At 68.6% G+C, this 22509-nt stretch carries 23 protein-coding genes and 1 pseudogene; 15 read left to right on the forward strand and 9 right to left on the reverse strand.

Features of this window, described 5'->3' with window-relative positions:
• Positions 1–161 precede the first annotated feature (161 nt).
• The 11 genes from metK to ACIDOCELLA78_RS80995 all read left to right on the forward strand — a co-directional run bounded on the left by metK (position 162) and on the right by ACIDOCELLA78_RS80995 (position 10592).
• On the forward strand, positions 162–1349 hold the full coding sequence (gene metK, locus ACIDOCELLA78_RS80945) for a methionine adenosyltransferase (RefSeq protein ID WP_201727454.1): 1188 nt from the start codon (positions 162–164) through the stop codon (positions 1347–1349).
• Complete coding sequence (locus ACIDOCELLA78_RS80950) at positions 1339–2028, forward strand: tRNA (guanosine(46)-N(7))-methyltransferase TrmB (protein WP_201727455.1); 690 nt, start codon at positions 1339–1341, stop codon at positions 2026–2028. Before metK ends, ACIDOCELLA78_RS80950 begins: the two co-directional genes overlap by 11 nt.
• A gap of 203 nt (positions 2029–2231) precedes the next feature.
• Positions 2232–3485 (forward strand): ABC transporter substrate-binding protein, encoded by a 1254-nt coding sequence (locus ACIDOCELLA78_RS80955; protein ID WP_201727456.1) that lies wholly within the window; start codon positions 2232–2234, stop codon positions 3483–3485.
• 130 nt (positions 3486–3615) lie between these two features.
• Positions 3616–4473 carry a branched-chain amino acid ABC transporter permease gene (locus ACIDOCELLA78_RS80960; protein ID WP_249674863.1) on the forward strand — a complete coding sequence of 286 codons (858 nt, stop codon included), beginning with the start codon at positions 3616–3618 and terminating at the stop codon, positions 4471–4473.
• Positions 4470–5456 (forward strand): branched-chain amino acid ABC transporter permease, encoded by a 987-nt coding sequence (locus tag ACIDOCELLA78_RS80965; RefSeq protein ID WP_201727458.1) that lies wholly within the window; start codon positions 4470–4472, stop codon positions 5454–5456. Before ACIDOCELLA78_RS80960 ends, ACIDOCELLA78_RS80965 begins: the two co-directional genes overlap by 4 nt.
• Positions 5453–6217, forward strand: coding sequence for an ABC transporter ATP-binding protein (locus tag ACIDOCELLA78_RS80970; protein WP_201727459.1), 765 nt, complete (start codon positions 5453–5455; stop codon positions 6215–6217). Before ACIDOCELLA78_RS80965 ends, ACIDOCELLA78_RS80970 begins: the two co-directional genes overlap by 4 nt.
• Positions 6214–6675, forward strand: coding sequence for an ATP-binding cassette domain-containing protein (locus ACIDOCELLA78_RS80975; RefSeq protein WP_374223203.1), 462 nt, complete (start codon positions 6214–6216; stop codon positions 6673–6675). The genes ACIDOCELLA78_RS80970 and ACIDOCELLA78_RS80975 overlap by 4 nt, the downstream gene beginning before the upstream one ends.
• On the forward strand, positions 6630–6923 hold the full coding sequence (locus ACIDOCELLA78_RS80980; RefSeq protein WP_374223204.1) for a hypothetical protein: 294 nt from the start codon (positions 6630–6632) through the stop codon (positions 6921–6923). The genes ACIDOCELLA78_RS80975 and ACIDOCELLA78_RS80980 overlap by 46 nt, the downstream gene beginning before the upstream one ends.
• Before the next feature lie 193 nt (positions 6924–7116).
• Complete coding sequence (locus ACIDOCELLA78_RS80985) at positions 7117–8334, forward strand: YbfB/YjiJ family MFS transporter (protein WP_201727460.1); 1218 nt, start codon at positions 7117–7119, stop codon at positions 8332–8334.
• A gap of 281 nt (positions 8335–8615) precedes the next feature.
• Complete coding sequence (locus tag ACIDOCELLA78_RS80990) at positions 8616–9560, forward strand: 3-keto-5-aminohexanoate cleavage protein (RefSeq protein WP_201727461.1); 945 nt, start codon at positions 8616–8618, stop codon at positions 9558–9560.
• Positions 9561–9659: 99 nt separating this feature from the next.
• A complete protein-coding gene (locus tag ACIDOCELLA78_RS80995; RefSeq protein ID WP_201727462.1) occupies positions 9660–10592 on the forward strand; it encodes a 3-hydroxyacyl-CoA dehydrogenase in 933 nt (310 codons plus the stop codon).
• A 15-nt stretch (positions 10593–10607) separates the two neighbouring features.
• Here ACIDOCELLA78_RS80995 and ACIDOCELLA78_RS81000 read toward each other — a convergent pair whose 3' ends face one another.
• The 6 genes from ACIDOCELLA78_RS81000 to ACIDOCELLA78_RS81025 all read right to left on the reverse strand — a co-directional run bounded on the left by ACIDOCELLA78_RS81000 (position 10608) and on the right by ACIDOCELLA78_RS81025 (position 17991).
• On the reverse strand, positions 10608–11291 hold the full coding sequence (locus ACIDOCELLA78_RS81000; protein ID WP_249674865.1) for a glycosyltransferase: 684 nt from the start codon (positions 11289–11291) through the stop codon (positions 10608–10610).
• Positions 11276–13393 (reverse strand): FAD-dependent oxidoreductase, encoded by a 2118-nt coding sequence (locus ACIDOCELLA78_RS81005; protein WP_201727463.1) that lies wholly within the window; start codon positions 13391–13393, stop codon positions 11276–11278. The genes ACIDOCELLA78_RS81000 and ACIDOCELLA78_RS81005 overlap by 16 nt, the downstream gene beginning before the upstream one ends.
• A 7-nt stretch (positions 13394–13400) precedes the next feature.
• Positions 13401–14750 carry a radical SAM protein gene (locus ACIDOCELLA78_RS81010; RefSeq protein WP_249674868.1) on the reverse strand — a complete coding sequence of 450 codons (1350 nt, stop codon included), beginning with the start codon at positions 14748–14750 and terminating at the stop codon, positions 13401–13403.
• Entirely contained in the window at positions 14717–15124 is a 408-nt protein-coding gene (locus ACIDOCELLA78_RS81015) for a metallophosphoesterase (protein ID WP_249674871.1), read from the reverse strand. The genes ACIDOCELLA78_RS81010 and ACIDOCELLA78_RS81015 overlap by 34 nt, the downstream gene beginning before the upstream one ends.
• Before the next feature lie 10 nt (positions 15125–15134).
• Positions 15135–16547, reverse strand: a complete 1413-nt coding sequence (locus ACIDOCELLA78_RS81020) for an MFS transporter (RefSeq protein WP_201727464.1) — start codon at positions 16545–16547, stop codon at positions 15135–15137.
• Between the two features lie 292 nt (positions 16548–16839).
• On the reverse strand, positions 16840–17991 hold the full coding sequence (locus tag ACIDOCELLA78_RS81025) for a mechanosensitive ion channel family protein (RefSeq protein WP_201727465.1): 1152 nt from the start codon (positions 17989–17991) through the stop codon (positions 16840–16842).
• 237 nt (positions 17992–18228) lie between these two features.
• Here ACIDOCELLA78_RS81025 and ACIDOCELLA78_RS81030 point away from each other — a divergent pair, with 237 nt between their 5' ends.
• Positions 18229–18819, forward strand: coding sequence for a hypothetical protein (locus tag ACIDOCELLA78_RS81030; protein WP_201727466.1), 591 nt, complete (start codon positions 18229–18231; stop codon positions 18817–18819).
• Between the two features lie 76 nt (positions 18820–18895).
• On the opposite strand, the gene arsH is transcribed toward ACIDOCELLA78_RS81030, so the two are convergent.
• The gene (arsH, locus tag ACIDOCELLA78_RS81035; RefSeq protein WP_201727467.1) at positions 18896–19627 is read right to left on the reverse strand and encodes an arsenical resistance protein ArsH; all 732 of its coding nucleotides are present in this window, start codon (positions 19625–19627) and stop codon (positions 18896–18898) included.
• A 219-nt stretch (positions 19628–19846) separates the two neighbouring features.
• On the opposite strand from arsH, the gene ACIDOCELLA78_RS81040 reads away from it, so the two are divergent.
• The 3 genes from ACIDOCELLA78_RS81040 (at position 19847) to ACIDOCELLA78_RS81050 (ending at position 21235) form a co-directional block, all read left to right on the forward strand.
• Entirely contained in the window at positions 19847–20368 is a 522-nt protein-coding gene (locus tag ACIDOCELLA78_RS81040) for a DUF2867 domain-containing protein (RefSeq protein WP_201727468.1), read from the forward strand.
• A 1-nt stretch (position 20369) separates the two neighbouring features.
• Positions 20370–20471 carry an SDR family oxidoreductase gene (locus ACIDOCELLA78_RS81045; protein WP_249674872.1) on the forward strand — a complete coding sequence of 34 codons (102 nt, stop codon included), beginning with the start codon at positions 20370–20372 and terminating at the stop codon, positions 20469–20471.
• 98 nt (positions 20472–20569) lie between these two features.
• Positions 20570–21235, forward strand: coding sequence for a DJ-1/PfpI family protein (locus ACIDOCELLA78_RS81050; RefSeq protein WP_201727469.1), 666 nt, complete (start codon positions 20570–20572; stop codon positions 21233–21235).
• Between the two features lie 118 nt (positions 21236–21353).
• On the opposite strand, the gene ACIDOCELLA78_RS81055 is transcribed toward ACIDOCELLA78_RS81050, so the two are convergent.
• Together ACIDOCELLA78_RS81055 and ACIDOCELLA78_RS81060 are read right to left on the reverse strand one after the other, a co-directional pair.
• Positions 21354–21779 carry an aldo/keto reductase gene (locus ACIDOCELLA78_RS81055; RefSeq protein ID WP_307850846.1) on the reverse strand — a complete coding sequence of 142 codons (426 nt, stop codon included), beginning with the start codon at positions 21777–21779 and terminating at the stop codon, positions 21354–21356.
• Between the two features lie 15 nt (positions 21780–21794).
• Positions 21795–21973: pseudogene (locus ACIDOCELLA78_RS81060) on the reverse strand (transposase); the annotation flags it as partial.
• Positions 21974–22509: the final 536 nt, after the last annotated feature.

Genomic DNA, 22509 nt, shown 5'->3' on the forward strand with positions numbered 1-22509 from the left:
ACAGAGCGCTGCATCCGATCCGGATGGATCGGAAATCGCTCTGCCGCCGCCCCTCGTCTTGACCCCCGGGCGCGATTGCGCCATGCCCCGGCACGCTCCGGCATTCGGCCGGCGCCGCCGCCCGGCATGGGCACGACGTCTCGCGACAAGAGGAGAAATCCATGCGCGACAAAGGTGACTACCTGTTCACCTCGGAATCCGTCTCCGAGGGCCACCCCGACAAGGTTGCCGACCGGATTTCGGATACGGTGCTCGACGCCTTCCTGGCGGCCGACCCCTATGCGCGCGTTGCCTGCGAAACGCTGGTGACGACCAACCGCATCGTGCTCGCCGGCGAAACCCGCGGCCCCTCGACCATCACCCGCGAATATCTCGCCCATCTCGCCCGCCTCGCGGTGCATGACATCGGCTACGAGCAGGATGGCTTCTCCTGGCGCGACGCGAAGATCGACGTGCTGCTGCACGAGCAGTCGGCCGATATCGCCGTCGGCGTCGATGCCGCCGGCAACAAGGACGAGGGCGCGGGCGACCAGGGCATCATGTTCGGCTACGCCTGCTCCGAGACCGACGCGCTGATGCCGGCGCCGATCTATTACGCCCATCTGATCCTCCGCCGCATGACCGAGCTGCGCAAGATCGGCGATGCCCGCGCCGCCGGCCTGCTGCCGGACGCGAAAAGCCAGGTCACCCTGCGCTATGCCGATGGCAAGCCGGTCGGCACCACCTCGATCGTGGTCTCGACCCAGCACGAGGACGGGATGAGCCAGGACGAGATCAAGGCGATGCTCCGCCCGCTGGTCTCCGAGCTGCTGCCCGAGGGCTGGATGTGCCCGGACGATCAGTTCTACGTGAACCCGACCGGCAAGTTCGTCATCGGCGGGCCGGACGGCGATTGCGGCCTGACCGGGCGCAAGATCATCGTCGACACCTATGGCGGCGCGGCCCCGCATGGCGGCGGCGCCTTCTCCGGCAAGGACCCGACCAAGGTCGACCGCTCGGCCGCCTATATGTGCCGCTACCTCGCCAAGAACGTGGTCGCCGCCGGCCTCGCCACCCGCTGCACCATCCAGGTCAGCTACGCGATCGGCGTGTCCCATCCGCTGTCGGTCTATGTCGACATGCACGGCACCGAGCGCGATGTCGATCACGTGAAGCTCGAAACCGCGCTGCGCGAGCTGGTGAACCTCACCCCCCGCGGCATCCGCGAGCATCTGCGCCTCAACCGGCCGATCTACGTGCCGACCTCCGCCTACGGCCATTTCGGCCGCGAGCCGGACGATCAGCTCGGCACCTTCACCTGGGAGAAGACCGACCTCGCGCCGGCGCTGAAGGCCGCTTTTGGCCGCTGACGATGCAGCCGGGCGGGCGCTGAAACCGCCGCCCGACCGGCTCTACGGCCGTGCCCGCGGCCACGCGCTGCGGGCACGCCAGGAAGAGCTGATCGAGACCCTGCTGCCCCGGCTGCGCTGGCCGGGGCAGGATTTCGCGATCGCGCCGAGGGAGCTGTGGCTCGAGGTCGGCGCCGGCGGGTTCGAACACGCCGAGGCGATCGCCGCGGCCAATCCCGATATCGGCCTCGTCGCCTGCGAGGTGTTCGTCAACTGCATCGCCTCGCTGCTCTCGCGTCTCGCCCCCGAGGGCGCCGAGCCGACGGTTCCCCCCAACCTGCGCGTGCATGACGACGACGCCCGCGCCCTGCTGCGCGGCCTGCCGGCGGGCTCGGTCTCCCGCCTGTTCCTGATGTTCCCCGATCCCTGGCCGAAGGCGCGCCACGCCAAGCGTCGCTTCGTCCATCCCGCCATTCTCGCCGAGGTTGCGCGCGTGCTGCGTCCCGGTGGCCTATGGCGCATCGCCAGCGACGACCCGACCTATCAACAATGGGTTGATGAAGTCTTTTCTAACGATGTTACATTTTCTTTGTTAAATAAAACGACGTCCCGACCGGATGACTGGCCCGCGACGCGCTATGAAGCCAAGGCGACGAAAGCAGGACGACAGTCGCACTACTGGACATTTGTTTCAAAATAGCTTTTCGCGGCGACGTTTTACGACCTTACGGCGGTTGACAGATCAGGCATGCACGATACAACCGGGTTGTGACGTGCGGTCGTCACGGGGTCGTCGGCATCACAATGTTGTCAGATCGTCTCGTTAGTGAAAGCGGGCCGCATGTGTCGCTGAGCCGGTGTGCCGCCTGGCGTGGCCACAATACGGAAGGGGAAATGATCCAAATGGATTTTGTGAATTCTGCATCGTTCAACCGCCGCGGCCTGCTCAAGGCCGGCGCTGCGGCCGGCGTTTCCAGCCTGGTCCTGCCGCAGGTCACCTGGGGCGCCAGCGAGAAGCCGGTCAAGATCGGCATGATCGATCCGCGCACCGGCGTCTATGCGCCGGCGGGTCACAACGAGATCATCGGCGCCACCATGGCGGTCGACGAGATCAACAAGAAGGGCGGCATTCTCGGCCGGCCCGTGCAGCTCCTCGTCGAGGACGACAACAGCCTTCCCGGGCCCGCCGTCAGCAAGGCGCAGAAGCTCGTCGCCGAGGACAAGGTGAACTTCCTCATGGGCACGGTGAACTCCGCCGCGTCCGAATCGCTCAGCCAGTTCGCCCTCCAGCACGAGATGCTGTTCGTCGACACCGGCGGCCACGCCGACGACGTGACCGGCAGCAAGTGCCACTGGACCACGTTCCGCACCTGCTCGACCACCTGGATGCTCACCGCCGGTGACTTCAAGACCCTCTTCAGCAAGTTCGGCAAGAAGTGGTTCTTCATCGTCCCGGACTATGCCTTCGGCCACGCCCTCTACAAGGACTACATGGTGCAGCTGAAGAAGGCCGGCGGCGAAGCCGTGGGTCATGCCCTCGCACCGCTCGGCACCACCGATTTCTCGTCCTACCTGATCCGCGCCCGCGCCGCGAAGCCGGACGTGCTGATCTGCCTGCAGGCGGGTGACGACCTCGTCAACCTGCTCAAGCAGGCCGTGCAGTTCGGTCTCGACAAGCAGATCGCCATCGCCGGCGCGCTGCAGGAAATCGAGGTTCTCCAGGCGCTGCCGAAGGCCGCGCTCCTCGGCTGGTGGACCTTCGAGTGGTACTGGAACCAGCCCGGCGTGCCGCATGTCGCCGATTTCGTCACCGAAGTGAAGAAACGCAGCGGCGGCAAGGTGCCGACGGCGCGAACCTGGTTCGGCTATTCCACCGCCTACGCCATCGCGATGGCCGCGAACCAGGCGAAGTCGCTCGACTCGCTCAAGGTCGTGAAGGCGCTCGAAGGCATGGAGCTGCCGCCGGAAGTCGCGCTGCAGCCGGGCAAGGTGCATTACCGCGCCGAAGACCATCAGATGATGGCGAACATGTTCCCCGGCTACGTCCCCAAGGACGCGAGCTACCCGAACCTGTTCAAGGTCGCGGATGTCATCCCCAGCGAGTCGATCGCGCTGTCGCCGGCCGCGGCCGGCTGCAAGATGACCTATCCGAGCTGATCTCCATCCGCATGGCGGTCTGCGCTGGCCCACGACGCAAGTCGTGGGCCAGTTCGCTAGCACCGCCACGCGACCTGTCTCCAGCCGCGCCCGCGGGCGCTAGATGTGAAGTGAAACCGTGGAATCTCTGTTGCTATACAGTGCCTTCAACGGCTTGGTTGTCGGCATCTTCTACGCGCTGATGGCGCTTGGTCTGTCGCTGATTCTGGGCCTGAACGGCGTCATCAACTTCGCCCATGGCACTTTCATGGCGCTTGGCGGCTATCTCGCCTTCACCCTCGAACCCTATATCGGCTTCTGGGGCGGCCTGGTCGTCGCGCCGCTGCTGGCGGTCGTCGTCGGCCTGGCGGTCGAGCGCTTCCTGATCCGCCCGCTCTACGGGCGCGACCCGCTGTTCTCGCTGCTGCTCACCTTCGGGCTGGCGATGATCATGCAGGACGTGATCCGCACGATCTGGGGCTCGATCGGCCAGCCCTTCGCGCTGCCGAACTACCTCAACTCGCCGCTCAGCTCGTCGATGTTCTTCCTCACCGGCTTCCGCCTCGTCGTCATCGCCATCACCGTGCTGGTGACGGGCGCGCTGTTCGCGGTGCTGCGCTACAGCCGCATCGGCATCCGCATCCGCGCCGGCAACGCCGATCTGGAAACCATCTCCTCGCTCGGCGTGAACATCTTCTTCCTCCGCGCCGCGAATTTCGGGATCGGCATCTTCCTTGCCGGTGTCGCCGGCATCCTCGCCGCCGGCCAGCTCGGCCTGTCGCCGACCATCGGTGATTCGCTGATCATGCCGGCCTTCGTCGCCATCATCGTCGGCGGCGTCGGCAGCCTTATGGGCAGCGTGCTCGGCGGTCTCATCATCGGCATCGCCTCCGGTCTCACCGCGGCCTTCTTTCCGGTCGCGCAGGAAGTCGTCATCTACGTCATCATGGCGGTGGTCCTGGTCATCCGTCCCCGTGGCCTGCTCGGGCAGGAAGGTCTCTTCGAATGAGTTCTGCACTTGAAACCCGGCCGTCCTCGCGGCCTGCCCCCTCGATCGGCGGCCGCGAGATTTCCGCGGCCATCATCTGGCTCGCCCTGCTCTTCGTGCCGATCTGGCTGCCCGCGATCGGCGGCTTCACCGATCTCGCCTCCCGCGTGCTGATCTACGCGATGGCCGCGACCGGGCTGAACCTGCTGCTCGGCTACACCGGCGGCCTGTCCTTCGGCCACGCCGCCTATTTCGGCCTCGGCGCCTACGGCACCGGCCTGTTCATCATCCACGTGATTCCCTCGATGCCGCTCGCCCTCATCGCCGGCACGCTGCTCGGCGGCATCGGCGGCATCCTGGTCGGCCCGATGGTGATGAAGCGCAAGGGCATCTACTTCTCGATGATCACCATCGCCTTCGGCCAGATGTTCTACTTCCTCGCGGTGCGCTGGAACACCGTGACCGGCGGCGAGGACGGGCTGACCGGCTTCTCCCGCGTGCCGCTGCATCTCGCCGGCGAATCGATCAAGCTCGGCCCGGCCCGGTTCTATTACGTGGTGCTGGCCCTGTTCGCCGCGGTCATGCTGGTCGTCTGGCAGATCCTCCGCTCGCCGATGGGCCACGCCTTCGTCGCGACGCGCGAGAACACCACCCGCCTGCGCTTCCTCGGCGTCGCGGTGGACAAGCAGATCTGGGTCGCCTTCGCGATCTCGGCCTTCATCACCGCCCTCGCCGGCAGCCTGAACGCGATGCTGACCGCCTTCGCCTCGCCGGATGACCTGCAATGGCAGCTCTCCGGCTCCTTCGTGGTCATCTGCGTGCTCGGCGGCATGCGCAGCTTCTGGGGGCCGTTCCTCGGCGCCGTCATCTACATCGCGGCGCAGGACTATCTCTCCAGCGTCACCCAGAACTGGATGAGCTATATCGGCCTGATCTTCGTCCTGTCGGTGCTGTTCTTCCCGCAGGGTCTGCTCGGCTTCATCAAGGGGAGGGGGCGGTCGTGAGCCTTCTGAAACTCGAACATGTCGGCCGCCGCTTCGGCGCGCTCCAGGCCCTCAAGGACATCTCGCTCGCCGTCGAGCCGGGCGAACTGCGCGCCGTCATCGGCCCGAACGGCGCCGGCAAGACCACGCTGTTCAACCTGATCAGCGGCTTCTTCCCGCCCACCGAGGGGCAGATCCTCTTCGACGGCCAGCCGATCACCGCGGTCAGCCCGAACGATCTGGTCCGCCGCGGCATCATCCGCACCTTCCAGATCACCCAGGTCTTCCTCTCGCTCTCGGTCTACGAGAATGTCCGCGTCGCGGTGGAAACGGCGATGGGGCTGCAGCTCCGCCCCTGGATCTCGCGGGCGACGCGCGCGAAGGTCGATGAAAAGGTCGACGAACTGCTCCACGTCACCCGCATCGCCGACAAGGCGGACCGCATCGTCGGCGAGATGTCGCATGGCGACCAGCGCGTGGTCGAAATCGGCATCGCCCTGTCGCGCCATCCGCGCCTCCTCCTGCTCGACGAGCCGACCGCCGGCATGGGCGATGAGGAAACCCACCACATGACCGACCTGATCCGCCGCCTCAACAAGGACCAGGGCATCACCATGCTGTTCGTCGAGCACGACATGGCGATCGTGTTCGGCATCGCCGACCGCATCACCGTGCTCGACAACGGCACCTTCCTCGCCGAGGGCACGGCGGCGGAAATCTCCGCCAATCCCCGCGTCCAGAGCGCCTATCTTGGAACCGCCATCGAGGAGACCGCCGCATGAGTGCCGTTCTCGAAGCCGACGGCCTGCAAACCTATTACGGCAAGAGCCACATCCTGCACGGCGTCTCGCTCAAGGTGAACCAGGGCGAGCTGATCGCCCTGCTCGGCCGCAACGGCGCCGGCAAGACCACCACGATGCGCAGCGTCATGGGCCTGACCCCGCCCCGCGGCGGCAACATCAAGCTCTTCGGCAAGGATGTCACCAAGGCGGCCTCCCATCGCATCGCCAATGCCGGCGTCGGATATGTCCCCGAAGGCCGCAAGATCTTCGGCCACATGACGGTGCATGAAAACCTGCTCGTTCCCCCGAAACCAAGGGGCCCTGGACCATCGAGACGATCTACAAGCTGTTTCCGCGGCTTGAGGAACGCAAGACCAGCAAGGGCGGCCGGCTCTCGGGCGGCGAGCAGGAAATGCTCGCCATCGCCCGCGCGCTGCTGCTCAACCCGAAATTCCTGATCCTCGATGAACCCTCCCAGGGCCTCGCCCCGGTCATCGTCCAGGAAGTCATGCGCACGATCGGGCGGATGAAGGGGGAGGGGATGTCGATCCTTCTGGTCGAGCAGAACGCCCATCTCGCCCTCCAGCTCGCCGACCGCGCCTATGTCCTGTCCGATGGCGAGGTCGTCTATGACGGCTCCGCCGCCGAACTCGGCGCCGACACCGAGCGGATGGAGCACCTTGCCGGCGTCAGCCACGCCGGCTGACGCTCTTGCTCAGCGTCAGCCACGCCGGCTGACGCCCTTGTTCGGCACCAGCCACGCCGGCTGACGCCCTTGTTCGGCACCAGCCACGCCGGCTGACGCTCTCGCACAGCGTCAGCCACGCCGGCCGGCGCCGGAACGATTGGCGGCGCCGCGCCATTCCGTTAAGCATGGCAGGTCAGTCATGAGGCCTGCCATGTCATCCATCGCCGAGTCTCCCGCCGCCATAACCGCGACCGACCGCGAGGCCGCGAAGGTCATGGCGGCCGGCATCGCCAGCATGGTCCTCACCGTCGGCCTCGCCCGCTTCCTCTACACGCCGCTGCTGCCGGTGATGCAGGACCAGGCGCATCTCTCCGTCACCGGCGGCGGCTGGCTCGCCACCGTCAATTACGCCGGCTACATGACCGGCACGCTCCTGATCGCCGCGATCGGCAACCTGCGCACCCGCTTCCTGTTCTACCGCGCCTTGCTGGTCCTCGCCGTCCTCACCACGGCGGCGATGGGCCTGACCACCAGCCTCGTCGTCTGGGCGGTGCTGCGCTTCCTCGCCGGCATGACGGCGGTGGGCGCGCTGCTGCTCGGCACCGGGCTGATGCTCGCCTGGCTGCGCCATCACGGCAGGCGGCTCGAACTCGGCGTCCCCTTCGGCGGCCTCGGCCTCGGCATCGTCGTCTCCGGCCTGCTGCCGATGGCGATGGCCGGCCGGCTCGACTGGGCCGGCGAGTGGATCGCCTCCGGCCTGTTCGGCATCGTCTTCCTCATCCCCGCCTGGGTCTGGATGCCGATGCCCCCGCCGGCCGATGCCGCCGGCCCCGCCGCCCTGGCGGACACGCCGCCCGTCGCCCGCTGGATGGCGCTGTTCGTCGCCGCCTATTTCTGCGCCGGCGTCGGCTATGTCGTCAGCGCCACCTTCATCGTCGCCCTGGTGGCGCATCTGCCGGCGCTGCGCGGGATGGGGAACCTGGTCTGGGTCGCGGTCGGCCTCGGCGCGATCCCGACCGCCCCGCTCTGGGACCGCGTGGCCCGCCGCACCGGCGACATCCGGGCCCTGCTCGCCGCCTTCGCCCTGCTCACCCTCAGCATCGCGATCGGCGCCACCACGCGCGGCCTCGCTTTGTCGCTGTTCGGCGCCGCCCTCTACGGCTGCGCGTTCAACGGCGTCACCAGCATGACGCTGACCATTATCGGCCGGCTCTACCCGCGCAACCCCTCGAAGGCGATGGCGCGGATGACGATCAGCTTCGGCGCCGCCCAGATCGTCGCCCCCGCCGTCTCCGGCTACATCGCGGCCCTCACCGGCAGTTACGACGGCGCGCTGTGGATGGCCGCCGCCGTCATGGTCACCGGCATGGCCTGCCTGCTGCTGCTCCCGCGCCAGCGCACCCGGGCGGCAGCCGGCGCCGCGATCTGAAAATGCCCGGAATGCCGCCCGCGCGCGCCGGCACTCTTGCCAAACCGCCGCGCGCATGGCCTCCTTGCGGCCATGAAACAGCCCCGCAACGGGGCACGCCGAAACCAGGGCGTCGTTCGATCGGCTGGCGTCATCCGATCGGGTAGAGGTGCTCTGGCCATCAATGCCACAGAGCGCTGCATCCGATCCGGGTCGATCGGAAAGCGCTTCAATTATCAATAACATTGAGCCCGATATCCGATCCGGATGGATCGGAAAGCGCTCCAGGGGGAAACGAGGGAATGAGCGAATCGCGCGGAACACCACGCAAGGTCATCATCACCTGCGCCGTCACCGGCGCGATCCACACGCCGAGCATGTCGCCGCATCTGCCGATCACCCCGGAGGAGATCGCCGATTCCGCCGTCGCCGCCGCCGAGGCCGGTGCCGCCATCCTCCACCTCCACGCCCGCGATCCGCGGGATGGCCGGCCAGACCAGTCGCCCGAGGCCTTCGCCCGCTTCCTGCCGCGGGTGAAGCAGCGCACCGGCGCCGTCATCAACCTCACCACCGGCGGCGCGCCCTACATGACGGTCGAGGAGCGGGTCCGCCCCGCCGCCAGCTTCCGCCCCGAGGTCGCCTCGCTGAACATGGGCTCGATGAATTTCGGCCTCTTCCCGATGCTCGACCGCTTCAAGGAGTTCCGCCATCCGTGGGAGGCCGAAACGCTTGAAAACTCGCGCGACCTCGTCTTCCGCAACACCTTCCGCGACATCGAATACGTCCTGCGCACCCTGGGCGACTCAGGCACCCGCTTCGAGTTCGAGTGCTACGACACCAGCCATCTCTACAATCTCGCCCATTTCCTCGGCCGCGGCCTGGTGAAGCCGCCACTGTTCATCCAGACCGTCTTCGGCATTCTCGGCGGCATCGGCCCGCACCCGGAAGACGTGATGCACATGAAGCGCACCGCCGACCGGCTGTTCGGCGACCAGTATCGCTGGTCCGTCCTCGGCGCCGGCCGCAACCAGCTGCCCATCGCCGCCCAGGCCGCCGCGATGGGCGCCAATGTCCGCGTCGGGCTGGAGGATTCGCTCTGGATCGGCCCCGGTCGGCTCGCCGACTCCAACGCCCAGCAGGTCCGCAAGGTCCGCCAGATCGTCGAGGGCCTCGGCCTTGGCATCGCCACACCGGACGAGGCGCGGGAGATCCTGTCGCTCAAGGGGGCGGACCGCGTCGGCTTCTGAGCCGCGCCGCCCGCCAGTCCCGTCACAAACCCTGGCATGTTGATAAACCGAGCATTTTTATCCGATCGGATGATGCTCTAAGCCATGATGGAGAGTTGCATGAAGATTGCTGTCGTCGGCGCCGGGCTGGTCGGCTCGGCCTGGGCCATCGTGTTCGCCCGCGCCGGGCACGATGTCGCGGTATTCGATGCGGCGGCGGGCGGCGCCGCCCGCGCCGCCACCCTGATCGAGGCGCGCCTGCGCGATCTCGAGGCCGCCGGGCTGGTCGCAAGCGCCGCCGAAATCCTCCCCCGAATCAGCCTCGCCGCCACCCTGGCGGAGGCGGTCGCCGGCGCGTCCTATGTGCAGGAAAGCGTCTTCGAAACCGTCGAGCAGAAGCGGCTCATCTTCTCCGCGCTGGATGCGGTGCTGGGCCCGGAAACCCTGGTCGGCAGCTCTTCCTCCGGCATTCCCGCCTCCGCCTTCACCGAGCATGTCGCCTGCCGCGCGCGCTGCCTCATCGCCCATCCGGTCAATCCGCCCTATCTCATCCCGGTGGTCGAGCTGGTGCCCGCCCCCTGGACCGGGCCGGATGTCGTGCCCCGCGTCCGCGCCCTGATGGAACAGGTCGGCCAGGAGCCGGTGGCGCTCACCCGCGAGATCGAGGGGTTCGCCCTCAACCGCCTGCAAGGCCTGCTGCTCGCCGAGGCCTTCCGCCTGGTGGCCGAGGGAATCATCTCTGTCGCCGATCTCGACCGCACGGTCTCCGCCGGCCTCGGCCTGCGCTGGAGCTTCATGGGCCCGTTCGAGACGATCGACCTCAACGCCCCCGGCGGCGTCGCCGATTACGCGCGCCGCTTCCGCGGCATGTACGAAACCATCGCCGGCGCGCGCGGCGTCGAGCTGGGCTGGGATGACGGGCTGATCGCCGAGGTCGAGCGCCAGCGCCGCGCCGCCCTGCCGGACTCCGAACTCGCCGCGCGCTCGGCCTGGCGCGACCGCAGGCTGATGGCGCTGATGGCCCACAAGAAGGACGAATCCGGCAAGGCGTGATCCGCGCCGCGCGCCCTACCGCCTGTAGCCCCCCGCCATCCGGCCGGCGTCGCCGCCGGCGAGGAAGCGGGCGAGGCGCCAGAGATTGCCGGCGCTGCGGCGCAGCCAGCCATCCCGCTCATAGGCGGCGGCGTCGGTGGTCACGACGAGCTTCATCGCCGCGAGCCGCCGCCGGCCGAGGCGCCGCGCCAGCGCCACATCCTCCATCAGCGCCAGCGCCGGCACCCCGCCCACGGCCTCCAGCAGCGCGCCCCGCACCAGCAGCGACTGGTCGCCATAGGGCAGGGCGAACAGCGCGCAGCGGGCGCGGACCATCGCCTCGGCGCATCGCGCCCGCCGCCGGGGCGAGGCGAAGCGCAGCCTCGCGTAATAGGCGCGGCCCGGATCGGCGGTGCCGAGGCACGCGGCCAGCGCCGCCGCCCAGTCCGGTTGCAGGATCGTGTCGGCGTGCAGCAGCCAGAGCCAGCCCGGCCCGGCGGCCGCAACGCCGCGGCCCAGCTGCGCGCCGCGCCCCGACGCCCCCTCGATCACAAGCGCGCCGAGCCGCCGCGCCAGCGCCGCCGAGCCGTCGCGGCTGCCGCCGTCGCTGACGATGACCCGCTCGACCAGGTGCGCCGCCCCGAGCAGCTCCGGCAGCAGGCGGGCGAGATTGTCCGCCTCGTCGAGCGCCGGGATGACGACGCTCAGCCGCGCCGCCACCGGTGGAACCGTTCGAGGATCGCGAGCCCGCGCGCCGAGGCGTGCGCCTGCCGCCACTGCCCGGCGACGGCGCGGATCGCCTCGGACCGCGTGGGATAGGGGAAAATCGTGCCCATCAGCGCCTTCAGCCCGAGCCCGTGCTGCATGGCGAGGGTGAAGCCGGTGAGCAGCTCGCCGGCCTGGGTGCCGACGATGGTGGCGCCGAGGATGCGGTCGCTGCCCCGCCGCGTCAGCACGGTGACGAAGCCTTCGGTATCCGCCTCGGCGATGGCGCGGTCGAGTTCGGCGAAATCGTAGCGGGTGATCTCGGCTTCGATGCCCCGCGCCGCCGCCTCGCGCGCGTTCAGCCCGACCCGGGCGATCTCCGGGCTCGTATAGGTCACCGCCGGCACCGCCTTGTAGCGCGGGCGGAACCGCCAGAACGGGGCGAACAGCGCGCCCAGCGCGGCATACCCGCCCTGATGCCCGGCCATATGGGTGAACTGGTAGGGCCCGGCGACATCGCCGCAGGCGAAGATGTTGGGATAGAGCGTGCGCAGCCCGTCATCGGTCTCGATCGTCTTCGCCGGGGTCAGCGGAATGCCGAGCGCCTCCAGCCCGTAACCGCTCACCCGCGGCCGCCGGCCGATGGCGACCAGCAGCCGGTCGAACGGCAGTTCGGCGGTTTGCGCCCCGCTGGTCGCGACAAGCGCGAAGCCCGCCTCCGTACGCGTCACCGCCTCGGCCTTGTGGCCGGTGCGGATGGCGACGCCATCGCGCGCGAGCGCCGCCGCCATCGCCGCCGACACCTCGTCATCCTCGCGCACCAGCAGCCGCTCGGCCATCTCCACCAGCGTCACCGCGCTGCCGAGCCGGGCGAAGGCCTGCGCCATCTCGCAGCCGATCGGCCCGCCGCCGAGAATGACGAGCCGCCGCGGCAGGTCCCCGATATCCCACAGGGTTTCCGAGGTGGCGTAGGGCGCCTCGGCAAGCCCGGGAATGGGCGGCACGAACGGTTCCGCCCCGGCGGCGATCACGATGGCCCGCGTGGTGATCCGTTCGCCCTCAACCGCGACGCACCAGGGCGATTCGATCACCGCCCGCCCGCGCCGGACCTCGACGCCGAGCCCCTCGTAGCGTGCCACCGAATCATGCGGCGCGATCCCCGCGATGGCGGCGCGGACATCGGCGATGGCGGCGTGGAAATCCTTCCCCGCGCGCGCGGCGTGGAGCAACGCCTTCGACGGCACGCAGCCGGAATTGAGGCAGTCCCCGCCCATCTCGCCGGCCTCGACCAGCGTCACCTTCGCCTTCACCGCAGCCGCGACATAGGACGCGACGAGCCCGCCCGCGCCGGCGCCGATCACCACGAGGTTGCGGTCGAACCGCTTCGGCCGGGCAAACCGCGCATAGAGCCTGCGGGCGGCCAGCGCGTCGCGCAGCCGCGGCGCCACGGGCGGCAGGGCGGCCAGCAACAGCAGGCCGATCACGAGGCGCGGGGTGAGGATCGGCCCATGCCCGCCAAGTGTGGCGAGCGAGGCCCCGGCATTCACATAGATCAGCGTCGCCGGCAGCATGCCGATCTGGCTCGCGAGGTAGAAGCCGCGCAGCCGCAGGCTGGTCAGCCCCGCCAGCAGGTTGACGGCGAAGAACGGCACCACCGGCGCCAGCCTGAGCGAGACCAGATAGAACGCCCCGTCGCGGGCGATCCCGCGCTCGATCCGCTCGAACAGCGCGGGAAAGCGGACGAGGGCGAAATCCCGCAGCAGGAAGCGGGCGGCGAGAAAGGCGAGGCTCGCGCCGATCGACGAGGCGAACGAGACCAGCACCGCGCCCTCGGCCACGCCGAACAGCGCGCCGGCGCCGAGCGTCAGCACCGCCGCCCCCGGCACCGAGAGCGAAGTCGCCGCCACGTAAAGCCCGAAATAGAAAACAAACCCGGCGAGCGGATGCGCCGCCACCGCCTCGCGCAGCCCGGCGAGATCGCCCTCCAGCCTGGCGATGGAAACCCCCTGCCGCTCCAACGCCACCACCAGGGCGACCAGCCCCAGCGCGAGCGCCGCGAAACCCAGCGCCCGCGCGTTGCCGCGCCGCTTGGCGCGCCCGATCGTCGTCGTGCTCATGTCTGTCTTACCTCGCACTCATGCAGGAGGATGCGCCGAATACGCAGAACCGCGCGCAATGCGGATGGTCGAGCGTCACCGCCCGGGAGGCTTCCTCCAGCGTGCCGCCGAGATCGAACCGCGCCTCATAGGGCAGCAGCGTGCAGGCGACGATCGAGAGCGCCGCCTCGCCCCTGCGCTGCACCACCATGCGCGAGGTGCGGCACATCGCATCCGCCCCGCGCGGCCGCAGCGCCGCCCAGGCGGCGGCGCTCACCCCCGCCGCCGCCGCCGGCACGTCCATCTCCGGGAACAGCACCAGATGCTCGGGGTCGAACGCGTCAATCTCCCAGCCCTGTGCCGCGAACAGCCGGGCGAACCCCGCCCGCGTCGCCGCCTCGTCCTCCACCGCCGGGTCGAACCGTGCCGCGATCGAGGGCTGGAACCCGGACGCGAACAGCGCGCCGATCCCCTCCAGCGCCGGCCCCCAGGCGCGCGGCCCGCGCAGCGCCGCGTGGCCCGCCTCGGTATGATGATCGAGCGAGACGCGCAGATGCAAATCCCGCCCCCGCCACCCGGCGATCGCCGCCATGTGGTGGCGCATCGGCGTCATCGCATTCGTCAGCACCAGCACCCGATAGCCCCGGTCGAGCGCGAGCCCGATCAGCGCCTCGATCTCCGGGTTCATGAACGGCTCGCCGCCGGTCAACCCGATCTCCCGCAGCTCGGGATGGCGGTCCGCCGCCTCGTCCAGCACCCGGCGCAAGCCCTCCAGCCGCAGCCAGCCGAGCCGGTCGTTGCGCGGCGAGCTTTCGATATAGCAGCCCTCGCAGGCGAGGTTGCAGAGCGTGCCGGTGTTGAACCACAGCGTCTCCAGCGCCTCCAGCGCCACGCGCGCATCCGCCGCCGGTCTCTGCTCCAGCCGCGTCGCCGTCGCCGCCCGCTCGGCATGCGGCAGAATGTCGAGATTGGGCCAGATCCCGCTCTCCAGCGTGTCGGCATACTCCTCCGGCAGCCCGGCCCGCCGCATCGAAGCCGCCGCCGCGCGGTAATCATAGTCGAGCGCGTGCAGCCCGATCTCCAGCCCGGCATCAGTGGGGGTGACGATCGAATACCAGCAGCGCGGCGTGCCGTCATTCGCCGGCATGCCGATCGCCCCCGCATTGTGCCACACCAGCTCCCCGATCCGCCGGGTGAAGCCGATGCCGCAATGCCCGGCGATCACCCCGTCGCACCCGGTGATGCCGATCTCCCCGGCCAGCACCAGGTCAGGGTCGGAGGCGAACAGGAAACGGTTGATCCGGCTCGGCGCGCCATGCACCACCGCGATCCGCCGCCCGCCGATCACGAGGTCGATCCGCCGGGGCAGGGCGGCCATCCAGCGCCGCGTCGCATCGTCGATCCGCGCATCGGCATGGGCGAACCAGGCGGCGGCCAGCCGGTCGCAAGACGAGCCTTCGGTAAAGCCGCAGCCGCAATCGGCCGCCCCGCGCCGAGCTGCTCCTCGCAATTGCCCATCACCGTCGCGATCCCGTGGCCGCGGATCAGGTCGGCGCAGGCCTGCGGATCGGCGCCATACGCCACCACGTCGCCGGTGCAGATCATCCGCTCGGGCGGAATCCCGTGCGCCCGCGCCGCGTCCAGCAATGCCCGCGTCGCCTGCAGGTTGCTGTAGCAGCCGCCAAACACCAGCACCGGTCCCTCCGCGGCGATCACCGGGATCGACGCCTCGCCTGTGGTCATGTCGAGCATCGGCCGCACCCTACACGCCGCGCGCGGGTGCGGCGCTGAGCTGCTCAAGGGCGAGCCCCCGCGCCTCGATCCCGCCGCGCAGCCGCCAGACCAGGATGGCGATGGCCCCCAGCGCCCAGAACGCGGCGAGCATGATCAGCGCCGCCGGCATCGAGCGCGCGCCGACATAGCCGACCAGGAACGGCGAGAGCGCCGCGCCCACCCGCCCCACCGCGACCGAGGCGCCAATCCCCGTCGCCCGCAGCGCGGTCGGGAACAGTTCCGAGAAGGTCGGATAGGCGGCGATCCAGCTTCCCGTCGCCAGCAGGTTCACCAGCGCGAAGCCGAGCATGATCCAGCCCGCGCCAAGCCCGGTCACGAGGGCGAACAGCACGAGACCGAGCGCGGTGGCGAGATAGAACCCGCCCACCGTCCAGCTCCGCCCGACCCGGTCGAGCAGCGCCGCCGCGGCCAGCCCGCCCACGGCGGCTCCCACGCTGCCGGCGAGATAGAACAGCGGCAGCCGGTCCGCCGGCAGATGCAGCGCCGGGAGAACAACGATCGGCAGGAAGGCGAACAGCCCGTAATATCCCGCTGCCTCGGCGAAATCGAGCGCCGCGCCGAGCAGCAGCCGGCCCGGATATTGCCGCGCCAGCCGCCCGAACTGCCCCGCCTCGCGGCGAATCCGGTGCGCGATCGGCACCGAGGCCGGCGGCGGCAACGAGGTCAGCCCCGCCTCGATCCCGGCGATGATGGCGCGCGCATCCTCCGCCCGTCCGGCATCGATCAGCCAGCGCGGGCTCTCCGGCAGATGCCGGCGAAACCAGGCGGCGGACAGCGCGATGACCCCGCCAAGCCCGAACACCACCCGCCAGCCCAGATCCGGCGGCAGCGCCGAGAGCACCAGCCAGGCCAGCAGCGCCGCGATGAAACTGCCCAGCGGCCAGAAATTCAGCACGATCGCCGCCGCCCGCCCGCGCGAGCGGCTCGGCACCAGCTCGGCGATCGCCGCGTTGATCGCCGAATATTCCGCGCCGACGCCAATGCCGCCCAGCAGCCGCAGCGCCAGCAGCGCAAGCAGGTTCGGCGCGAACGCCGTCGCCAGCGTCGCCACGCCATACAGAACGAGGCTGGCCAGAAACACCCGCCGCCGCCCGAACCGGTCGGACAGCGCGCCAAACCCCGCCGCCCCGATCATCAGCCCGACGAACCACGCCGCCAGAATGACCGACATCGCGTTGCTGCCGAGCCCGAAATGCTGCCGCAGCGCCCCCAGCACATTGCCGATCAGCGTCACCTCGAACGCATCCAGCGCCCAGCCCAGGCCGAACAGCAGCACCGCCATCGTGTGAAACCGGTTCCAGCGAACCGTCGAAAGCGTCTCCAGCAGGCGGTTCGCGGCGCCAGTATCGGCGGCGTCGTGTCCGGGTCCGGTCGAACTCATCGGCGTGTCTCTCCTGTGCGGGGCGTCAGTCCGGCGTCGCGACGCCGTCCGGCCAACGAGCCGGCATACACCTTACGTTGCCCGCTTCAGGATGGTTACACCTCCGATCCGCCGTTTTTTTTCCGCCCCGCCCGCCGCCGTCTCGGAGCATCACCCGATCAGATGAGTCCATCTGATCGGATGATGCTCTAGAGCACTTTCCGATCCATCCGGATCGGATGTAGTGCTCTATGATATTGATATTCAGAGCATCTTTATCCGATCAGATGAGTCCATCTGATCGGATGATGCTCTATCCCGGCCGCGCGCCGCCGGCGGCCATCGCCATCGCCCCGGCCTGCGCTATCGGCGCGGCCTGCGGCATCGGGCCGGCCAGCCGCACCTCCGAAACCGGCAGGGCGAGTTCCGCCCCGTGACGCTGCACGATCCGCCCCAGCTCGATCAGCAGCCGCTCCTGGATCGCGAGCGACTCCGCCCACACCACGGTGCGGGTGAAGCACCACACCATGATCTGCAACGCATGGGTTCCGTACTGGTCGAAATACACCATCGCGCCGAGCGACTGGTCGATGTCCGGGTGGTTGTCGACATGCTGGCGGCACGCCTCGGTGATCGCCTCCAGCCGGTCGAAATCGGCGTAGCGGATCGCGATCGTGGTGCTGATCTGCCGCGCCTGCATCCGCGGCGGCGTCTGCACCACCGATGAATTGAAAATCTGGTTCGGCACGTAGTACGGCCTGGTGTCGAAGCCGCGCAGCGTGGTGGTCCGCCAGCCGATATGCTCGACCGTGCCATACACGTTCTGCGCCGGCAGCACGATCCACTCGCCCACCTTGAACGGCCGGTCGAGATAGACCACCAGCGCGCCGAACAGGTTGGCGGTCACGCCCTGGGCGGCGAAGCCGACCGCGATGCCGGCCACCCCGCCAAAGGCGAGCAGGCTGGCGATCGAGAAATTCAGCACTCGCAACACCATCATCCCGATCACCGCGACCACGAGAATCCGCGTGATCTTGCCGATCGCGTCGATCAGCATCGGGTCCGGCGTCTCGCCGCGTTTCGCCGCGACATGCGCCGGATAGGCGCGCTCGCCCACCGCGATCACGCGCAGCGCCGCCCAGGCGATCGCGAGCAGCATCACCACCTTCAGAATCACCGGCAGCACGCCGAGCAGCCCGACCAGGCGCAGCGGCGTCGCCACCGCGAGCGCCGCGAAATACAGCGCCAGCGCCCAGATCGCGACCACCACCGGCAACCCGAGACGAACGAAGATCGCCGCGCGCATCCGGTGCCCGTGCCGGTCCGACCAGCGCGCCAGAACCCCCAGCGCCGCGCGCGCCGCCGCGCTGCCGCCGATGCCCAGCAGCAGCGCGACCGCGACGCCGATGATGGTCGAGAGATGGGCCATCCAGAACGACGCCGTTCCTGCGACAACCTTTTGCATGTGGTCTTGCTCCTCCGCTGGTGCGCCCGGCCGGAAGCGCGCCGGGGCGGCGTCCGCGCGCAGCGCGGACCAGGGGCGCGAGGCGCGGCCAGCGGCCGGCGCTCACGCGGGATCGGGCGGCCGCCGGGGCGGCGCGGGTAGGGCAGAGGTAGGGGCCGGGGGCGGCGCTGTAAACCCGGCGGGCGCGAAACCGCTTTCGCCTTGCCCACCCCCCTTGTTTATGTTCTTGTTCCGTTCATGACGATCGCCCGCCGCTTCGCCGCCATCATCGAGGGGCTGTGCCGCGCCGTCGCCGCGCGGGCGGTGAAGGAGGCGTTCCTTGTGTTCGACCCCGTCAGTCCCGCCAGCCCCACCGACCCGAGCTTCGCCGTCCGGTTCTGGACCCATCTGCGCCGCCTCGCGCGCCGCTTCGCAGCCCTCGCCGCCGGCGCGCCGCCGCCGCGTCCCCGCGCCAGCCGCCCATCGGCGCCGCCCGAGCGCGCCCGCCCGCCCGCCCTGCCGCGCCGCCGCGGCTGGCTGCTCGCCCCGGTGCCCGAATCCCGTTGCAGCGCCAGCCAGCTCCGCGCCCTGCTCGACGATCCCGAAGCCCGCGCGCTGATCTGCGCCGATCCGCGCTTCGGCCGGCTGCTGCGCCCGCTCTGCAATACGCTGGGCATTCGCCTGCCGGCATATCTGGCGCCGGCCGCCTTGTCTGCCATCCGGCCGCGCGCGGTGCCGCAAGCACCGCATCCCGCCCCGCAAGCGCCGCCGCTTGCGGACGGTCCCGCGCCATCCGGCGCGCACGGGGCGCCGCGTCCCCTGGTCCATCCGCCGCCCGCGCCCGCCTGAGAAGCGGCGCCGTCCCGCTCCGCACCCACCGGGTCGCGGAGCAGCCGGCGCTGGGGCCGGATGCGCGGGCCGCCGCTCAGAGTTTCGCGGTCGTCTCCGCCGACGGCTTCGCCCGCCGCTCGCTGTAGCGGTCCACCAGATATTCCGCCCGGTCGCGCAGCAGCCAGGTGAAGCGGACCAGCTCCTCCATCACATCCACCAACCGGTCGTAATAGGCCGAGGGCAGCATCCGCCCGGCCGCGTCGAACTGCTCATAGGCCTTGGCGACACTCGACTGGTTGGGGATGGTGAACATCCGCATCCACCGCCCGAGCAGGCGCAGCGTGTTCACCGCGTTGAAACTCTGCGACCCGCCGGACACCTGCATCACCGCCAGAGCCCGCCCCTGGGTCGGCCGCACCGCGCCGATCTCGAGCGGTATCCAGTCGATCTGGTTCTTCATCACCCCGGTGATCGCGCCATGCATCTCCGGGCTGCACCAGACCTGCGCCTCCGACCATAGCGACAGCTCGCGCAGCTCCCGCACCTTCGGATGGTCGGGCGAAACGCTGTGCGCCACCGGCAGCTCCCGCGGGTCGAAAATCCGCGCCTCCGCCCCCATCAGCCCGAGCAGCCGCGCCGCCTCCTCGGTGAGAAACCGCGAATAGGAACGCTCGCGCAGCGAGCCATACAGCAGCAACACCCGCGGCCGGTGCGTCGCCCGCGAAGCGGGCTCCAGCCGCGCCGAATCGGGCAGCGCCAGACTCGCCCGATCGAGCGCTGGAAACCCATCCACGCCGCCATCCCTGAACCGCTCATCCTGCTGCATCGCGCGCCCCGCCAATTCCCATCCCGATATCCGACCGAACCCGATGGCGGAGGGAGCCGCAATCGATTGATCCGATCGAGCGTATTATTTTGATCGAAATACGATATCAAACAAGACAGACGACACGCTCATGGATAGCCCCCCATGCACCCCGATACACCGCTTCCTCCGCGGATCTCGTGACGAGCCGCCAGGCTGGCGGTAAAGAAGCGCGGCACCATGAGCAACATCGTCAGGCAGGTCCCTTTTCCGCGCGAGAGCACCATCGCCGGGTGGTTGCCCGATGCTGATCTTGCAGATGCCTTCGCCATAAACCTGATGAAGGAAGATGCAGCGCTGGGCATCGAGGCTCTCGCCCGCAGCGCGCTCGGCCATCCGGGGCCATGGTTCCGGGCCCTCCTGTCGGTCCGCGACCAGCTTGTCCGCCCGTTTGGCGTCAAATCCTCGCGTCAGCTGCGCGAGGAGGCCGCTGCAGACGGCGCGGCGCACATCGATTTCTTCAGGGTCATATCCATGTCGCGCGACGAGGTCATACTGGGAGAGGATGACCGGCACCTCGACTTCCGCGCCTCGCTACTGCTGCGGCCAAGGCGTGATACCGATGGCGCAGAGCTCATCGCAACGACCGTGGTGCACTGCCATAATCTCGTTGGCAGAGCCTATCTGTTTGCGATCGCTCCCTTTCATCGTCAGGTAATCCGCGCCAACCTCGCCGCCGCCGCCGGGCGCGGTTGGCGATAATATGCCACGGGCCGCCGCGACTGCGGTCTATCTGGCCAGCGACGGGTCCGGCTACGTCGTCGGCGCGGAACTGGTCGTTGACGGTGGCGTCTCGCAGATGTGAGGCCTAGCCTCGACGGCAAACAGGATGCCCGAAGGCGCGTTGGCGACAAAGCCGCATCGTTCGTCGCCACGATCTTCGGTTCAATGAAGGAGACGATCATGACCCTGCAATTCGGCATTCTTTGCTTTCCGGGCGTTCAGCAACTCGATCTGACCGGACCCTATGAGGTCTTCGCGTCAGCGCAAGGCGTGGAGGTCGAGCTTGTCTGGAAGGATGTCACCCCGCTGCGGGCTTCCACGGGTCTCTGGCTCGTGCCGGACCGTCGTCTGGCCGAAGCACCTCGCTACGATCTGATCTGTGTGCCGGGAGGCAGCGGCGTCAACGCTCTGTTGAGCGATCCGGAGGTGCTCGGCTTTCTTCGCGATCAGGCGATCACGGCGCAGTATGTCACGTCAGTCTGCACCGGGGCGCTTCTGCTTGGGCAAGCCGGATTGTTGACGGGTCGCCGTGCCACCACGCATTGGAATGCGCTCGATCTGCTCCAGCGGTTCGGAGCGACGCCAGTAGCGGCACGGGTGGTGCGCGATGGCAGGCTTATCACCGCAGGCGGCGTGACCTCGGGTATCGACTTCGGGCTCGCCGTGATTGCCGAACTATTGGGCCAGGATGAGGCGGAGACAATTCAGCTCTCCATGGAATATGCGCCGGCGCCGCCCTTCAGCGCGGGCGAGCCCGCCACGGCAAGGCCGGAGATCCTTGCCGCGGCTCGGCAGCGGTTGATTGCATCACGGCGGCAACGCGAGGCGCTGATCGCCCCCGGCTGACCGGGCAAAGCCCTGCTGAGCGCCCTCCTGTCTTACGGCGCGTCCGCGCCCGCGATCCCGTCCAGCGCGGCCAGGTCCGCGTCGGCCAGCTCCAGCCGGGCCGCGGCGAGATTTTCGTTCAGACCTGCATCGGCGAGGCCCCGAGACCTTCGGCAACCCTGGACAGCTCCCGCGACTGCAACGGCGAGAATCCGCCCAGCGGGAAGAACGGCACATAGGCGATTCCCTCGCGGGCAAGTTCGTCGATCAGCGCGTCATCCCCGCGATGCGCCAGGTTGTAGTGGTTCTGGACGCACGCGATCTCCGTGATTGCGCGCCCCTGCGCCACCTGCGCCGGCGTCACGCTGCTCAGCCCGATATGCCGGATCAGCCCCTTCTGCCAAAGTTCCGCGAGGATGGTGAGCGGCTCCTCGATCGAGCCCTCTTCGGGTCCGTGAATGCCATGCATGCTCCGGAAATTGACGAGTTCGAGAACGTCGAGGCCGAGGTTGCGGAGATTGTCGTGGACCGCAGCGGCAAGTTCCGCCGGTGAGAGCGCGGGCAGCCAAGTGAAGTGGACCCGGTAGCCGTTGCGATAGGTCGCGCGCTGCCGGTGCGCTCGTAGCGGCTGGCGCCGATCAGCCCATCCACATCCGTCTCCATCAGCAGTTGAACCACCGCCTCCGCGACGCTGCGCAGAAAATCGCCGTTCCCGGCTTTGGCCAGTAGCTCAGCTAGTGGTAATCTATCTTCGGTTATCGGGTTCTCCAGGCTTCAGGTTGAAGTCTCGCCACTCCACCATAGCCGACTGATCCGACTGATCCGATGGCCACCTCAAACTACACCGTTACGGGGCCCCAAAAGTCCACCTCGACCCAGGACACTACCAAAAATCCCCGCGATGGCCGCCAATCCCCCACCGACTTCAGTCTCTCAACGGTCACGGCGGCAGGCTGATCAGCAGCCTCCTACACCACCACCAAGGATATGATCCTACCCGCGAGTCGGAAGGTTCGCGAATTCCCGATTGGTCCAATTCGACGATTTGATCGCTCTGGGTGATTGCGCGTGTTGTCACGGGCTTCCTCGCCCGAACGCGCGCAGATACCCCCCCCCGTTGCCCGATCGTCTCAAATTAAAAACATTTCATATTTACGACCCGCACGTCTTGAAAAACATGAAAAATTTGATTAAACGTTACCCGATACGTAACAGAAACATGTATTTTAATAAAATATATATTTTTTAGCGTTGTCTAATTCTGCTACAAAGTAGGCGTAAATAATTGAAAATAT

The organism is Acidocella sp. C78, from assembly GCF_907164655.1.

Excerpts from the sequence above, each read along its gene's own strand:
- metK (WP_201727454.1), top strand. The coding sequence starts at position 162 with ATGCGCGACAAAGGTGACTACCTGTTCACCTCGGAATCCGTCTCCGAG.
- ACIDOCELLA78_RS80955 (WP_201727456.1), top strand. The coding sequence starts at position 2,232 with ATGGATTTTGTGAATTCTGCATCGTTCAACCGCCGCGGCCTGCTCAAG.
- ACIDOCELLA78_RS80965 (WP_201727458.1), top strand. The coding sequence starts at position 4,470 with ATGAGTTCTGCACTTGAAACCCGGCCGTCCTCGCGGCCTGCCCCCTCG.
- ACIDOCELLA78_RS80975 (WP_374223203.1), top strand. The coding sequence starts at position 6,214 with ATGAGTGCCGTTCTCGAAGCCGACGGCCTGCAAACCTATTACGGCAAG.
- ACIDOCELLA78_RS80980 (WP_374223204.1), top strand. The coding sequence starts at position 6,630 with ATGCTCGCCATCGCCCGCGCGCTGCTGCTCAACCCGAAATTCCTGATC.
- ACIDOCELLA78_RS80985 (WP_201727460.1), top strand. The coding sequence starts at position 7,117 with ATGTCATCCATCGCCGAGTCTCCCGCCGCCATAACCGCGACCGACCGC.
- ACIDOCELLA78_RS80990 (WP_201727461.1), top strand. The coding sequence starts at position 8,616 with ATGAGCGAATCGCGCGGAACACCACGCAAGGTCATCATCACCTGCGCC.
- ACIDOCELLA78_RS80995 (WP_201727462.1), top strand. The coding sequence starts at position 9,660 with ATGAAGATTGCTGTCGTCGGCGCCGGGCTGGTCGGCTCGGCCTGGGCC.
- ACIDOCELLA78_RS81005 (WP_201727463.1), bottom strand. The coding sequence starts at position 13,393 with ATGAGCACGACGACGATCGGGCGCGCCAAGCGGCGCGGCAACGCGCGG.
- ACIDOCELLA78_RS81010 (WP_249674868.1), bottom strand. The coding sequence starts at position 14,750 with ATGGCCGCCCTGCCCCGGCGGATCGACCTCGTGATCGGCGGGCGGCGG.
- ACIDOCELLA78_RS81015 (WP_249674871.1), bottom strand. The coding sequence starts at position 15,124 with ATGCTCGACATGACCACAGGCGAGGCGTCGATCCCGGTGATCGCCGCG.
- ACIDOCELLA78_RS81020 (WP_201727464.1), bottom strand. The coding sequence starts at position 16,547 with ATGAGTTCGACCGGACCCGGACACGACGCCGCCGATACTGGCGCCGCG.
- ACIDOCELLA78_RS81025 (WP_201727465.1), bottom strand. The coding sequence starts at position 17,991 with ATGCAAAAGGTTGTCGCAGGAACGGCGTCGTTCTGGATGGCCCATCTC.
- ACIDOCELLA78_RS81030 (WP_201727466.1), top strand. The coding sequence starts at position 18,229 with ATGACGATCGCCCGCCGCTTCGCCGCCATCATCGAGGGGCTGTGCCGC.
- arsH (WP_201727467.1), bottom strand. The coding sequence starts at position 19,627 with ATGCAGCAGGATGAGCGGTTCAGGGATGGCGGCGTGGATGGGTTTCCA.
- ACIDOCELLA78_RS81040 (WP_201727468.1), top strand. The coding sequence starts at position 19,847 with ATGAGCAACATCGTCAGGCAGGTCCCTTTTCCGCGCGAGAGCACCATC.
- ACIDOCELLA78_RS81045 (WP_249674872.1), top strand. The coding sequence starts at position 20,370 with ATGCCACGGGCCGCCGCGACTGCGGTCTATCTGGCCAGCGACGGGTCC.
- ACIDOCELLA78_RS81050 (WP_201727469.1), top strand. The coding sequence starts at position 20,570 with ATGACCCTGCAATTCGGCATTCTTTGCTTTCCGGGCGTTCAGCAACTC.